Origin of the sequence: Peribacillus sp. NPDC101481, from assembly GCF_044767165.1 — a bacterium.
Classification (GTDB): Bacteria; Bacillota; Bacilli; order Bacillales; family DSM-1321; genus Peribacillus.
This window is the reverse complement of record NZ_JBIWNJ010000004.1, coordinates 1-14,664: the sequence shown is the minus strand read 5'-3', so window position 1 is coordinate 14,664 and position 14,664 is coordinate 1. Positions and strand designations below refer to the sequence as shown.

Genomic DNA, 14,664 nt, shown 5'->3' with positions numbered 1-14,664 from the left:
TTGAAAGCAAAAAAACATATTAGTGCTATCTAGGGAATAAAATGAAGGGAATATTTTGAAGGAAAGCGGGGCTGTGCATGTGAAAATCCATGTGGTGAATAGGGGGGATTCTTTGTGGGGAATTTCCCAGCAATATGGTGTCAGTATCAACCGGATTGTTCGGATCAATGGCCTTGAAAATCCAGATAAGCTGGTGATTGGCCTAGCTCTTTTGATTCCTGAACCTTATCTTCAGTACAGGGTTCAGCAAGGTGATACTCTAAATAATATCGCAAATCAGTTTGGAATTACGGTACAGGAAATCATGCAAACGAATCGCATCACGAATCCTTCCGCTATCTATCCAGGGCAGAGACTAACCATCCCGGTTATTTATCATACCGTAAGGGAACGAGATACCCTTTATGATATTGCGAGACGTTATGGAACGACAGTTCAAGCCATTATGCAAACGAATCGGATTACAGATCCGTCCAATATTCATATCGGGAGGATAATAAGGATTCCCCAGAAACCAAAACCCATCATTGATGTAAATGGTTTTACAAACGTTTACGGGCAAGTAGGTGCGGAGCAGGTACGTGATGTAGCCTACGATTTGACCTACGTAAGTCCATTCGGTTATAGAATGAGGAAAGATGGCAGCCTAGAAGTCATAGATGACACCCCGACGATACGGGCGGCACAGTCAACTGGCGTCATACCCATGATGTGCATAACGAATTTTTCCGCAACGGAAGCGGGAACACAGCTTGCACATACGATACTTTCCGATTTAAGTTTAGTGGAAAAATTATTAACCAACGTCATAAAAACGATGAAAAATAAAGGGTACCGTGGATTGAATATCGATTTTGAAAGTGTAGCGCCAGAGGACCGTGATTTCTATAATCGCTTTCTCCAAAGAGCAGTGGATCGATTGCATCCTGAAGGCTACTTTGTGTCATCCTCCCTTGCCCCAAAAACTAGCGCCAATCAAAAGGGACCATTAGTTGAGGCACATGATTATCCAGTTCACGGACGGCTGCTCGACTTCGTGGTGCTGATGACATATGAATGGGGTTACCGAAAGGGGCCGCCGCAGGCAATCTCTCCCATTAATGAAATAAAGCGTGTCCTTGACTATGCCGTAACGGTGATACCAACAAATAAAATCTTCATAGGATTTCAAATTTATGCACGGGACTGGCTTATTCCTCATGAAGAGGGACAGGAAGCAGAGACTTTCGACATGCAGGAAGCCATCAGACGCGCCGTCCAATATAATGCAGAAATAAAATATGACGAGACAGCCCAATCCCCTTATTATAGGTACAAAGATAATCAGGGACGCACACATGAAGTTTGGTTTGAAGACGCACGCAGTGCCAAAGCCAAATTCGACTTGGTGAAAATTTACAGGTCAAGGGGTCTCAGTTATTGGGTACTTGGTTATCCTTTTCCACAGAATTGGGAACTGCTTGGGGATACATTTATTGTACGGAAACTGTAGGGTGTTTTGTTACAGCAAGGTGTATCAAACATTATTAATATATGATGGGCAGCTTATTATAAAGCTGTCTATTTTAGTGATTTCGAAATGCATTTCAAGAATTGGATTTTTATAACAACGTAAAAATCGTTTGGAATCTGAGTCGATAAAGGGACTTAATCGAGAGCACCATATTGAAACTTATGAATGAAAAAATAGAATCCCTAAGGCAGCCATATGGTGGTCCTTTTCATTTTAATGAGAACTCTTTAAAAAACAAGGTAATGGTCATTCAAAAAAGGAAAAGGGCTCCTCATTGTGGAATTAGGAGACTAGAATATTACTTACCGGAGGAACAGTTAATGGAATTAACCATCATTAATACGTTTACAGATCAACTTTTTAAAGGAAACCCTGCTGCAGTCTGCCTTCTTACCGGGGAAAGTAACAGCGAGTGGATGCAGCGAATAGCTAAAGAGATTAATATGCCTGTTACTGCTTTTATTCAACCTCATAATGGTGAATGGAAGCTGCGATGGTTCACACCTTTCATTGAAATCCCGATTTGTGGACATGGGACGCTGGCAAGCTCTTTCTTTTTATGGGATAAAGGATACGTGCCAAGGAATCAGCCGATTGCCTATCAGACGAAAAGCGGGCTTCTCACTGCAAAATTCGTTGAAGGAATGGTTCAGTTGGAATTTCCGTCATTAAGGGAGAAGGAGACCGCTGCCCCTGATTTACTGATAAAGGCTTTAGGTGTTGAGCCTGAGTATGTTGGGCAAAACAAATGGGATCTTCTAGTCGAAGTTCAATCAGAGGAAATCGTAAGGAATTTAAAGCCGGATATAGATTCCATTGCCCAATTGCCGGTTCGGGGCGTCATTGTAACGAGTCAATCGGATAGCAGTGAATATGATTTCGTTTCACGTTTCTTCTCCCCTGCCCAAGGCCTTGACGAAGATCAAGTAACGGGCTCGGCCCATTGCTGTCTGGGACCATATTGGAAAAGAAAGCTGGACAAAAGTATTTTTATAGCCTATCAGGCATCGGAAAGAGGAGGTCTATTGAAGGTTGAAGTAACGGAAGACACAGTTAAACTTTCCGGACATGCCGTCACAATATTCGAAGGGAACTTAACCATTTAATGCAGGGGGAAGATTTGAGTGGTTCCATCTAAATTTTTAAAAAAGTTGATTGGAGCCGGTTTTCGAGACTCCGCGGGAAAGGTGCGTCCAAAGGGGGTTCCCACAGGCACAAAGGCGCCGAGGGCGGACCGCCCGCGGAAAGCGAGTGCCTGGTGTGGAAATGAACGTTCGAAATTTACAACTCGGCAATCCTTCTTAATGAAGGTTTGTGCCCTTTACCTTTTTTTTAGTGTGCAAGAATCGAAATGGCACTATACACTAATAACAAAGCCATGATTACATTAAACTGACTTCTATACTTTGATAAAAACGTTTGAAAAACAGAACCGAACATACTCCAGCAGAACGTACTCATAAAACCAACAAAAGCCAGAAATAATGAAAAGAATAGTAAGCTGAAATTTGAAGAGTGATAAGGTAGGATGAAGGTCGATATTGCCGTGATGCCATATAAGATTCCTTTTGGATTTATGAATTGTAAAAGCATCCCTGCTATAAAACTGTTGTTCCTGTCATCATTATCGTCCTTCGCTTTATTTGGACTGGAAATGATTTTTATGGCCAGATACAGCATGTAAATTGCCCCAAGGATCGTCATGATAAATTCAATCTTTGGTATGGAATTTTCAAGCAAAACATTAAAATAACTGCACAATAGCATGATTATAAAAAAACCGGCACCTACTCCGAAACAAAATTTAATCGTCTTTTTTAACCCGTACTTGTTCGCAAATAACATGGCCATGATGTTATTTGGACCCGGAGTGAAACTGGTAACAAAAACAAACAGCAAAAAAGATAGTAATGGCATGGTTGATTCCCCTTTGTATGCTATAATGACCAAAATTGACATTATAACGATTTCCTTTTTATTGTACAATGCAGACGTTATATTGTAAATAAGGAGTATTTTTATGGAAGAAATAAATTTTATTATTGCTAACAATTTAAAAGCCATCAGGGAAAGCAAGAAATTAAGTCTTGAAAAGGTTGCCGAATTAACTGGAGTAAGCAAAACGATGATCGGACAAATAGAAAGGGGAGGATCGAGCCCTACGATTACGACAATTTGGAAAATAGCCAATGGATTAAAGATTTCATTTTCTTCATTGATAAATAGTCCGCAGCCGGATACAAAAATTGTTTTAAAAAGTGAAATTCAATCATTATCTGAAGATAACGGCAAATATCGAGTTTATCCCCACTTTCCCTTTGAGGATGAGAAGCGCTTTGAAGTATATTCAGTCGAGATAGAAAAAGGTGGATTCCTAAGTTCCGATTCGCATAGGGAAGGGACGGAAGAGTACATAACTGTTTTTGAAGGGGAAGTGACTGTACGTGTAAATAACGAAGAATTTACAATAAGGAATGGTGATTCTATCAGGTTCAAGGCTGACAGACCGCATGCCTACCATAATTCAGGGGATACATTAACTCGATTAAGCATGATCTTATATTATCCAACTTAAAAAATGGAGTAATGTAGTTCTGTTAATATATCTTAGCAAAGTGAATATCCCCTATGGATTGACTGGTGGTATGGTCTGCCTGTTGGGGATACTGCTTCAAAAAGTCAAAGGCCCAACGATTTGACTTGTCATCAAATTACTAGTAAACTGATGGTGCATCAAAGATGGGAGGCAGGCTTTACATGGATAGACGGGGATTTTCGGATGAGAACAAATTGAGTTTGCTGATTTGGCTGCGAATGGTTCGTTTTTATCAAAGAAGCAATCAGCTTTCGAATGAACACTTACAGCATTTCGGCGTCACCGCTGCCCAATTCGATATGTTGGCACAAGTACTTATCCATCAGCCTGTTTCACAAATCGAATTAGCGGAGCACCTAACGATAAGCCGTGGAGGCGTATCACATATGCTGACAAGGCTGGAAAAAGAGAACTTGATCGTCCGTAATCAACAATGGAAGGTTAAATATATTTCATTAACGGAAAAAGGGAAAAAGTTAATGGAAACGGTCATGCCTATTCAATCCGATTTCCAAGCTTCATTATTCGATATATTGGATGATGAAGAAAAGAAGCGCATGCATGAGATGATGATAAAGATTCATAGACATAGTTTACAGATTGAAGTGCCTAATGCCAGCAAGGAGGAATCCTAAGACTGGATCAGGCAGCCATAATGATAGCATTTTTATCAGTTTACTAGTAACTTAAGGGAGGAATGGAGTAATGAAAAGTGAAAATCATTTTAAACGAGATATTGTCGAAGTGAAAGATGTGAAGCTTCAAAGGTATAGTCCGATTCATACGGCCGGACCAGTCATAGAACCAGGAAACTGGGAAAAGAGTGATCCGTTCCTTTTAATGATGGAGGATAAATTTCAAAAGGGATCATTCGATATCCACCCGCACAGGGGAATCGAAACCGTTACATTCGTCATTGACGGAACGATCGAGCACTATGACAGTCATACCGGGGATGGAGGGATACTTGGACCTGGTGATGTACAATGGATGACAGCGGGAAGCGGCGTCGTGCATAATGAGGTGCCTTCCGAAGGTGTGACTGCCCATTCCCTTCAACTTTGGGTCAACCTTCCCCGGAGTGAAAAGATGACGACACCAAGATATCAAAACTTAATGGCAAAAGATATGCCGGTCAGAAAAGAAGAAGGAGCACTGATCCGTGTCTTTTCCGGATCATCCAAGGACGTTATCTCGACAACGAAAAACCATGTTCCCGTGACGATGGTGGAGATGGTCCTGGAGCCTGGAGCATCGGTCACGCAGAATTTACCAGGAAGCTACAACGGAATCATCTATCTAATAGAAGGAAGCGGAATCTTCGGTAACAACGAAGTGAGAGCCTCAAAGGGACAGGTATTATGGCTGGGTGCTTGTAAAGAATCAGGGGAAAGTGAAGTTGATATAACGGCAACTGAACCTTTAAGACTTGTTCTATATGCAGGAGAACCTTTAATGGAGCCTGTTGTTGCCCGCGGACCGTTTGTCATGAATACTGAAGAGGAAATCGATCAGGCATACCTTGAGTATCGGCAAGGCACTTTCTTGAAGCATTAAGATGGAAAAAGGGCATCGTAATTGATGCTCTTTTTTTTGAATCTTCCCATATTGGTGGGCGGGGATAGTGATTATAAGGGAGAGCATTTCTGAAATTAACTGGACTTTTTTTAAGAAAAAACTGGATGCTAACTAGTCTTAGGCGTCATTATCTGCAGTTTGGGAGAGATTTAAATCTCTCCCTTTTTTGCTTTTCAGCAATTAGGTATAAAGACTAAGTTTAGAATTAGATGAAACTGATTCAATTTTACCATTAAATAATTTTCTTGATATATCATCAATTAGCCACTAGGTATTTTGGGGTGATTATAATGATAATATTCTGTTAATATTCGATGTTGTATTGTAAATTTGTTTTAAAATTGGATTATTTTGTTGTAATATAGGAGATACACGGATCTTTAGAGGAAAAAAGTAGGGTGGATTTGTGTATGGATAAGTAAATTTGTCGGGATTCATTTTTTGGGAAATTGTGTCAATTCTATGGATAAGTTAGCAGAATGTTATGTCAGTATATAACTTATGGGGGGATTAACTATAATGGGGAAAAAGAAAATCGTAAAAATTGCATCAGCTACCATAATGGCTGCGACAACGATCGTAGCGGTAGCGCCGGCACCTTCTGATGCTGCCACTAGCCTGAATAGTAAAATCAAAACGGCCAAGGCCGCCATCAAAAAACCATTCGATACCTATTTTTACACTTCTAAACTCGCTTCAGTGTCCACTGTTGAAAAACAAATCAAATCTGCTAAACAAGCAAAAAAAGACATCAACTCTACCATTAAAAAATCAATGTTAAGCAAAAAAGAAAAAGATGCCAAATACAAAGAAATCGAAGCTTATGATAAGTACATCACTCGTTCAGAAGGCTATGTAAAAGGATATAAAGCGGCTGAGAAAGCAAAAGCTGCACATGGCAAATCGATTGGCGCCCTTACGAATTCAATACTTGCCAAGAAATCAATAGATATCAGGAATCAATATGAGGCACTGGATAAAGCCGTGAAAAAGGCAGATAAAGATATTAAAGATACTGTTTACGGTGCGAAAATCGAAAAGCTCCTATACGATAAATTCACTAAATCGACCAAAACAGCTTTGAACGGTGACCTGAAAGCTCCGTACTACTATGAAAAAGCTGCATACTGGGTGAAGAAAGGTGATTTAAAGACCGCGGACAAGCGGATGCAAACGGTTTCTTCGCAGTTGAAAAAGGTCAGCAAAACATCCAAGCTCGGAAAAGCCATACACGCCTATGTGAAAGAAGTGAAAGGTAAGTATGATGATGCGGTATATGCAGAAAAGAAAAAGGAAGTGGCCAAACGGGTCAATGCCTATGTAGCACTTGCCAATGGGGAACTTAAAACGAAAGAACAGATAAACGCGGCTAAAAAGGCGAAAGCAGCCATTAATTTAAATGGAATCAAGGAGTCGGACCGAAAGGAATTCCTGACGAAAATAGCATTGGCGGATAAGAAAGTCGCTGCCGCTGAAGAAGCCTTGAAAAATCCAGCGAAGGCGATCACGCTTTCCTTGATGCATACGAATGACACGCATGCCCACTTGGACAATGTGGCCAAAAGGGTGACGGCTGTTAAGGAAGTGCGTAAGAGTAAGCCGCAAGCTCTTTTGGTGGATGCTGGTGACGTATTCTCGGGAACCCTCTATTTTAATGAATTCAAAGGGCAAGCGGATCTTCGCTTCATGAATTTAATGAAATATGATGTCATGACATTCGGGAATCATGAGTTTGATTTGGGATCTAGCGCCGAAGGGCATCAAGCTTTGGCTGACTTCATTAAAGGGGCACAGTTCCCATTTGTCAGTTCGAATGTAGACTTCTCCAAAGATGATAAATTCAAGGGACTATTCTCGGATTTAATTTCAAGTAAGCCGGAGCAAGGGAAGATATACAATGGAATCGTAAAACAAGTGGATGGCCAAAAGGTAGGGTTCTTCGGGCTTACAACTGAAGAGACGAAAGACATTTCAAGTCCAGGAAGTATAGAATTTGAAAACTATCTTGAAGAAGCCGAAAAAGCGGTCAAGGCGTTCAAAGGCATGGGTGTCAATAAGATAGTTGCCGTATCCCATATTGGTTATGATGACAATGCGGCTTATGACAATGATTTAACATTGGCTGCCAAGGTCAAGGGCATCGACGTGATTGTGGGCGGACATAGCCATACGCAGTTAGACGCCCCCGTTGTTGTTGACAAAGATGATAAAGGGAAAACGAAAGAGCCGACTGTCATCGTTCAAGGGTATCAATATAGCGACTATTTAGGAACGATCGATGTGAACTTCGATAAGGAAGGCAAGATTGTCGGACAAGCCGGTAAGCTGATAAAGCTTTCTGAAAAACAGGATGATGCTGAAGCGGCAAAAGTGCTCGAAACATACTCCTCGAAGATTAAGGAGCTGAAGGATACGCAGACTGGTGCATCTGCTGTGAAGGCGTTGGAAACACCGCGTGATGCAGGAGATGAAACAAAGCCGAGTGTTCGCAAAAATGAAACGGAACTGGGTAATTTAATTACGGATGGAATGCTTTCTAAAGCGAAGGAATTCAATAAGGATACGGCCATAGCCTTCCAAAATGGCGGGGGCATCCGCGCTGGCATCGATCAAGGTGAGATCACTTTAGGGGAAATCCTAACCGTTTTACCGTTTGGGAATACGTTAGCGACGATGAAGCTTACGGGTGCAGAAATCAATGAAGCATTAGAGCATAGTGTAAGCCTCGCTCCTAAGGAAAATGGCGGCTTCCTGCATGTTTCCGGAATGAAATTCAGCTACGACAGTTCGAAGGAAGCAGGCAATCGTGTCACAAAGGTTGAAGTCCTTGGACAAGATGGAACCTATTCCGAATTGGATGCAGCGAAGGAATATGTCGTGGCGACCAATGCTTTTACAGCCAAGGGCGGAGATGGATTCACCGTTTTCAAGAAGGCTTATGAAGAAGGAAGGGTGACGGATATCGGACTCGCTGATTGGGAGAATTTACGGGATTATGTAAGCGGGCTGAAAACTGTCGATCCAAGCATCGAAGGACGCATCAAGGATGTTGCCGGAAGCAATACAGACCCGACTGTGGTATTGGCCAAAGACTTTGGCGGAACGGCTGATGCGCCAAAAACACATGAAGGTAATGTAGTTGTTGATATTACTGATGTTGCTTCATTGGAAAATGCAGTGGTTAAAGGGAATCTTACATTAACAGGAACTCCTCCGGATGACTTTACTTTTTCGCAAGTTACAGTCGAGGGTAATTTGGATTTATCGGGACTTAACGGTAAGACCGTGAGCATGAGCGGTGTCTCGGTGAATGGCGAAACCATTCTTTAAGCGGTATTCAAATGACTGCTGAGCCTACGAAAAAAAGTTGAAGGGGTTGAGATCTTGAAGAAGAACGGGATAAGCAAGCTTTTCTTTGCCATACTGATCGTGCTGTCAACGGTTTTGCCATATGCAGCCGCTGCAAAAGCGGAAGGGACAATATCGGTAACGGAAGCGATTAATAATAACAGCGGTACGGCGACGGTGAAGGGATACATTGTCGGTACAGCTAAAAGCGGTACAAGCTATCAACAAACATCGCCTTTTACTGAAGGTACGAATATAGGTATTGCGGATAGACCGGATGAAACGGATGTTAAGAAAATCATGCCTGTTCAGCTTCCAGCCGGAAATATCCGAACTGCTTTGAATTTGGTCGAACATCCGGAATTACTCAATGCGCAGGTGACGATTACGGGGAAGCTTGAAAAGTACTTTTCAGTACCCGGCCTGAAATCCGCGACGGATTACAAAATTATCACTGATGGAGGAACGACTCCAGAACAGCCTGATGTAAAGGTACTGGACTCCATTGCCGAAGCACGCACGAATACTGAAGATGTCGTGCAGGTCGATGGGGTGGTCACCACGGGCCTTGGTTATTGGGGAGGAAAGGGTTTTTATATCCAGGATGAAACGGCTGGGCTATATGTTTATGGTTCTTCGTGGCCTGCGGATGTAAAGCTAGGGGATAAGGTTACTGTAATCGGACAAGTGTCCGCTTATAATAATGAATTACAAATTCAACCAACCTCCCTTAAAGTGGTTTCCTCCGGGAATGAACTTCCTGATATCCAAAAAATTGATGCATCTAGCGTAAATGAGGAAACACAAGGTGAGCTGGTTACCATTGAGAATGCAACCATTACAGAATTGGCAGCATCGGGAACATACGGAACATTCGAATTCAAGGCGGAAGATACTGAAGGGAAATCTGTTGTCGTTCGCCATGATAACCGGACCGGTTCAAGTTATGAAGATTTCGTGAAGAGCTTTAAAGCAGGGGATGTCATTTCCGTAACCGGAATCGGATCGAGGTTCAATGACACGTATCAGTTGAAGCCGCGTGGTATTGAAGATTATGAACTGGTGAACAAACCAGCCGTTTACACGGATATTTTCCCTGGTACGGTTAGTGAAAATACAAAGGTATCACTTGAATCTGGTTGGGAAGCAGCGAAAATCCATTATACGCTGGATGGATCCGCACCTACGTCTTCAAGTGCTGTGTACACAGAACCCATCATTTTAACGAAAGATACGGTCATCAAGGCAATCGCTGTCAATGACAAGACATCGGAAGTTTTCACATTTGCCTATACCGTTACCAAAACCAATGAAGTGAAGATTCGTGACATTCAAGGGATGAATCATTTTTCATCATATGAAACTCAACTCGTCTCAGGTGTGGAAGGTGTCGTCACGTATGTAAAAGATGCGAATAACTTTTACATGCAAGATCCCAACCCGGATAAGGACCTGAAGACATCCGAGGGAATACTTGTGTACAACAAAGCACATGGCCTGAAAGCGGGAGATCATGTCAAAGTGGCAGGTAAAGTTGCCGAATGGTATATCGAAGGATACGCTGAAATGAAAACGACGGATCTGCCAACAACTGAATTGACCAATACGACGATTGAAAAGCTTGGCACTGCAGCTATGCCAGAACCGATCATCATTGGAAAAGATGTCATTCCGCCGTCTGAGAACATCGATGATGATAGATTGACAGACTTTAACCCAAGTGAAGACGGCATTGATTTCTACGAGAGTTTGGAAGGCATGCTCGTAGAAGTATATGACCCGAAAGTGGTAGCTCCTCAAGACTATGGTGAATTGGTCGTGATTCCGGGGAATATGGAAACGACGACTGCAGTTGGAGGCGTCAAAATAACGGAAACGGATTTCAATCCTGAAAGAATTACCTTGGATATAAATGATGAGTCATTTACAGCTAAAACCGGTGATTACTTTGAAGGCTCGGTTAAGGGTGTCATCAGCTATGGATATAGCAACTATAGGGTACTGACGGATAAAGCTCAGCTGCCGGCATTAAAGGATGGCGGTACGGCTCGGGAAGTGACATCCTTAGAGAAGGATGCTGATAAGCTATCGATCGCTTCCTATAATATCGAGAATTTCTCGACTCAAACCGCTAATTCGAAAGTTGAAACGATCGCAACATCCATCATTACCAATCTAAAACAACCCGATATCATCGGCGTAACGGAAATGCAAGATAATGATGGGGCAACAGATAGCGGGACAACGGATTCTGCACAAAGTGCCAAGAAGTTAACTGACAAAATAAAAGAGCTGGGCGGACCTCAATATCAATACATCGATATCGCTCCAGAAGATAAACTTGATGGCGGGGCACCCGGCGGAAATATCCGGGTAGGCTTTTTATATAATGTCGACCGTGTCAAATTAACTGAAGGAACGAAAGGAACGGCAATACAGTCCGTGGCCTTCAAAGATGGAAAACTTACCTTGAACCCTGGACGAATCGAGCCTGCCGATCCCGCCTTCACTTCTAGCAGGAAGCCTTTGGCTGCTCAATTCGAATTTAAAGGTGAAAGCGTAGTGGTGGTAGCCAATCATTTTAATTCCAAGGGTGGTGACCAGCCGTTATTCGGCAAAAACCAGCCTCCTGTCCTTTCAAGTGAAACGCAAAGGCTTCAAATTGCCTCCATCGTCAATCGGTTTGTCAGTGATATCAAGTCACAGGATGCCAAAGCGAATATTGTCCTGCTTGGAGACTTTAATGATTTTGAATTTTCGGCTCCGCTTAAAACATTAAAGGGCAAAGACCTAACCAATATGATCGAAAAAGTTCCATTTGAAAAACGTTATTCTTACACATATCAAGGCAATTCACAAGTACTGGACCATATCCTTGTTTCGAATAATATGGCCGCGGCAACGAAAGTTGATATTATCCATATTAATTCATCCTTCATGGAAGTTCACGGAAGGGCTAGCGATCATGACCCTGTACTGATTTCAACCACTTTATCTGAATCAGGGGGAGTTGAAACTCCCTCTCCAGAAAAAACATATAATCTGACAAACGTTAAAACAAAAAGACTTACGATCGCTTCACCTAGTGCTTTGATCGATCTTGACGAAACATCCAGCATCGAAGAAGGTATCTGGTTAAAAGGTTCATATGCTGTACTCAAAGGCCTTGGGCTGAAGAATGCTGCTGTGACGATAAAACCGGATAAGGATGGTGCAATCATTGATTTTAGCGGCATGGCGGTGAAGGAAGTCATCATTGATAATGCTAATGTAAAAGAAATCAGGGGCGCTGAAAATGTTCAGAAATGGTCGGTAACAGATGGCGTAGACACATCGAATATCAAGTTTGTCGATTCGAAGGGGGAAGCAATTGCTTCCCCTTTTGACCCTAAAGAAAACCATGCGCCCGTCGTGACCAAAAACCTGGAAAATCTTGAAGTGAAAGCAGGCTCCAAGGTCACCATCGATTTGAGTGAGCACTTCTCAGATCCAGATGGAGATGAACTTACCTATTCATCGACTATCGGTACGGTCACCGGTCAGACATTAATCCTTCCTGCAAATGAAGCTGGAACATACCTTGTCGCAGTCAAGGCCGAGGACCAGCAATCGGAAGTTGTTGCACGTTTCACGTTGACTATATCGAATGATAAGCCGCTTGAAGTTTATTACGAAACGGCTGCAGGAAAAACGGGAACCGAATTGAAATCGGTTTTGCACTCGATTATTAAGGGTCACACGATGTTATCTTATGATCAAGTGTGGAATGCCCTTAAGGAAACGGATGAAGACCCTGTGAACAAACAGAATGTCATCTTGCTTTACTCTGGAAAATCCATCTCTGAGAACGCGAATGGGGGCAATGCCGGACAATGGAACCGTGAACATGTTTGGGCAAAGTCCCACGGTGATTTTGGGACAAGCAAAGGTCCCGGGACAGACCTTCATCACCTCCGTCCCGCTGATGTGACAGTGAATGGGAAAAGGGGCCACCTTGATTTCGACGAGGGCGGTCAAACATATAGTGGATGTGAATGTAAGTTTGATTCAGATTCATGGGAGCCGCCAGATCATGTTAAAGGCGATATAGCAAGGATGTTATTTTACATGGCCGTCCGATATGAAGGAGACGGCGAGTTGGATCTTGAATTATCCGATACAGTCAATACGTATCCGAAGCCGCTTCATGGAAAGCTATCGACACTATTGAAATGGAATGAACTCGATCCAGTAGACGATTTCGAGAGCCATCGCAATGATGTCATTCAGGACTGGCAAAATAACCGCAATCCATTCATCGATCATCCTGAATGGGCATCCGAAATTTGGGGTGCCGCTAAATCCATCGATGAGAAAAAGGCAAGTTAAAATCGGAGATAGAAGGGAAAGCAGCCTGATGGCTGCTTTTTTAGTTTGCTGACACAAGGGGGACGAAAGTGCAACCATGATGTTAAGAGGAGACTTGGTTTAACTGGCTAGCGGAGACCCTGTTAAATGAGTGCGTCGCTTGGCATTTAATGCGTGGACCGCAAAATAATGAAAAAAATTGTTAAAGGTCGAATAAAGTGGGTGAACGGTCGAATCGAGAGGGTGGAAGGTCGAATAAAGTGGGTGAACGGTCGAATCGAGAGGGTGGAAGGTCGAATAAAGTCCGTGAACGGTCGAATCGAGAGGGTGGAAGGTCGAATAATGTGCGTGAACGGTCGAATCTAGAGGGTGGAAGACCGAATAAAGAGGGTGAACGGTCGAATCGAGAGGGTGAACGGTCGAATAAAGTGCGTGAACGGTCGAATCGAGAGGGTGGAAGACCGAATAAAGTGGGTGAACGGTCGAATCGAGAGGGTGGAAGGTCGAATAAAGTGGGTGAACGGTCGAATCGAGAGGGTGGAAGCTCGAATAAAGTAGGTGAACGGTCGAATCGAGAGGGTGGAAGGTCGAATAAAGTAGGTGAACGGTCGAATCGAGAGGGTGAAAGGTCGAATAAAGAGGGTGAACGGTCGAATCGAGAGGGTGAAAGGTCGAATAAAGTAGGTGAACGGTCGAATCGAGAGGGTGGAAGGTCGAATAAAGTGGGTGAACGGTCGAATCGAGAGGGGGGAGACCGAATAACTGCGTGAACGGTCGAGGAAATGACCTTCTTATTCAATAAAGGGGCCCTTTAATGGATGAATTGAGTCGCTACTATTAGCTGGTTTGCTTAAAAAGAAAAAGTCGTGACTATGCAAGTGCTCACGATTTTTTATCTACAAACTGAAAGTGGCCACAAGGCTGCTTTTTTCATGCTTTTATATAAAGTTAATCATTGATAGTTAATTATCTTAAAATACTGAAAAATCAAACGTTTATTTTGCATTAAATAAAAAATATTTTGGTAGGTATGTTATGTAATATATGTTAATATGGGATATGCAATGAAAGGGTTTTCATTGCAGGAATGACAAAAATATTTTAATATAGTATTTATGCCGCTTTTTAATCTTCATTCATCCTTAAAAGACGGTTAAAAAATATATTGCCAGAAATGGGGCATTTCACGATGAAATACAGATCTGCATTCGATATAATCGGTCCCGTCATGATTGGACCTTCAAGCTCACATACAGCAGGAGCTGCCAGAATTGGCAGAGTA

The 14,664-nt window shown here is 42.5% G+C and carries 9 protein-coding genes and 1 pseudogene; 9 read left to right on the top strand and 1 reads right to left on the bottom strand.

Annotation, left to right across the window (positions count from 1 at the left end; all coding sequences use genetic code 11):
• The first annotated feature begins 79 nt into the window (after positions 1 to 79).
• Both ACIROD_RS21740 and ACIROD_RS21735 read left to right on the top strand, forming a co-directional pair.
• A complete protein-coding gene (locus tag ACIROD_RS21740; protein WP_402944763.1) occupies positions 80 to 1,492 on the top strand; it encodes a glycoside hydrolase family 18 protein in 1,413 nt (470 codons plus the stop codon).
• Between the two features lie 341 nt (positions 1,493 to 1,833).
• Positions 1,834 to 2,619: a PhzF family phenazine biosynthesis protein gene (locus tag ACIROD_RS21735; protein ID WP_260356603.1), complete on the top strand. Its 786-nt coding sequence runs from the start codon at positions 1,834 to 1,836 to the stop codon at positions 2,617 to 2,619.
• Between the two features lie 226 nt (positions 2,620 to 2,845).
• Here the strand turns inward: ACIROD_RS21735 and ACIROD_RS21730 are convergent, their stop codons facing one another.
• Positions 2,846 to 3,430, bottom strand: a complete 585-nt coding sequence (locus tag ACIROD_RS21730; RefSeq protein WP_402944157.1) for a LysE family transporter — start codon at positions 3,428 to 3,430, stop codon at positions 2,846 to 2,848.
• A gap of 103 nt (positions 3,431 to 3,533) precedes the next feature.
• On the opposite strand from ACIROD_RS21730, the gene ACIROD_RS21725 reads away from it, so the two are divergent.
• From ACIROD_RS21725 to ACIROD_RS21695, 7 genes and pseudogenes are all read left to right on the top strand, one after another.
• Positions 3,534 to 4,088, top strand: a complete 555-nt coding sequence (locus tag ACIROD_RS21725; protein ID WP_048678909.1) for a helix-turn-helix domain-containing protein — start codon at positions 3,534 to 3,536, stop codon at positions 4,086 to 4,088.
• A 182-nt stretch (positions 4,089 to 4,270) separates the two neighbouring features.
• Entirely contained in the window at positions 4,271 to 4,744 is a 474-nt protein-coding gene (locus tag ACIROD_RS21720) for a MarR family winged helix-turn-helix transcriptional regulator (protein WP_402944150.1), read from the top strand.
• A gap of 70 nt (positions 4,745 to 4,814) precedes the next feature.
• Entirely contained in the window at positions 4,815 to 5,666 is an 852-nt protein-coding gene (locus tag ACIROD_RS21715) for a pirin family protein (RefSeq protein WP_402944147.1), read from the top strand.
• Positions 5,667 to 6,206: 540 nt separating this feature from the next.
• On the top strand, positions 6,207 to 9,017 hold the full coding sequence (locus ACIROD_RS21710) for a bifunctional metallophosphatase/5'-nucleotidase (protein ID WP_402944144.1): 2,811 nt from the start codon (positions 6,207 to 6,209) through the stop codon (positions 9,015 to 9,017).
• Positions 9,018 to 9,071: 54 nt separating this feature from the next.
• On the top strand, positions 9,072 to 13,403 hold the full coding sequence (locus ACIROD_RS21705) for an endonuclease (RefSeq protein WP_402944140.1): 4,332 nt from the start codon (positions 9,072 to 9,074) through the stop codon (positions 13,401 to 13,403).
• A 197-nt stretch (positions 13,404 to 13,600) separates the two neighbouring features.
• Entirely contained in the window at positions 13,601 to 14,152 is a 552-nt protein-coding gene (locus ACIROD_RS21700; RefSeq protein WP_402944138.1) for a hypothetical protein, read from the top strand.
• Between the two features lie 419 nt (positions 14,153 to 14,571).
• Positions 14,572 to 14,664: pseudogene (locus tag ACIROD_RS21695) on the top strand (L-serine ammonia-lyase, iron-sulfur-dependent subunit beta); the annotation flags it as partial.

Coding starts and splice junctions, on each gene's coding strand:
- ACIROD_RS21735 (WP_260356603.1), top strand. CDS start 1,834: ATGGAATTAACCATCATTAATACGTTTACAGATCAACTTTTTAAAGGA.
- ACIROD_RS21730 (WP_402944157.1), bottom strand. CDS start 3,430: ATGCCATTACTATCTTTTTTGCTGTTTGTTTTTGTTACCAGTTTCACT.
- ACIROD_RS21725 (WP_048678909.1), top strand. CDS start 3,534: ATGGAAGAAATAAATTTTATTATTGCTAACAATTTAAAAGCCATCAGG.
- ACIROD_RS21720 (WP_402944150.1), top strand. CDS start 4,271: ATGGATAGACGGGGATTTTCGGATGAGAACAAATTGAGTTTGCTGATT.
- ACIROD_RS21715 (WP_402944147.1), top strand. CDS start 4,815: ATGAAAAGTGAAAATCATTTTAAACGAGATATTGTCGAAGTGAAAGAT.
- ACIROD_RS21710 (WP_402944144.1), top strand. CDS start 6,207: ATGGGGAAAAAGAAAATCGTAAAAATTGCATCAGCTACCATAATGGCT.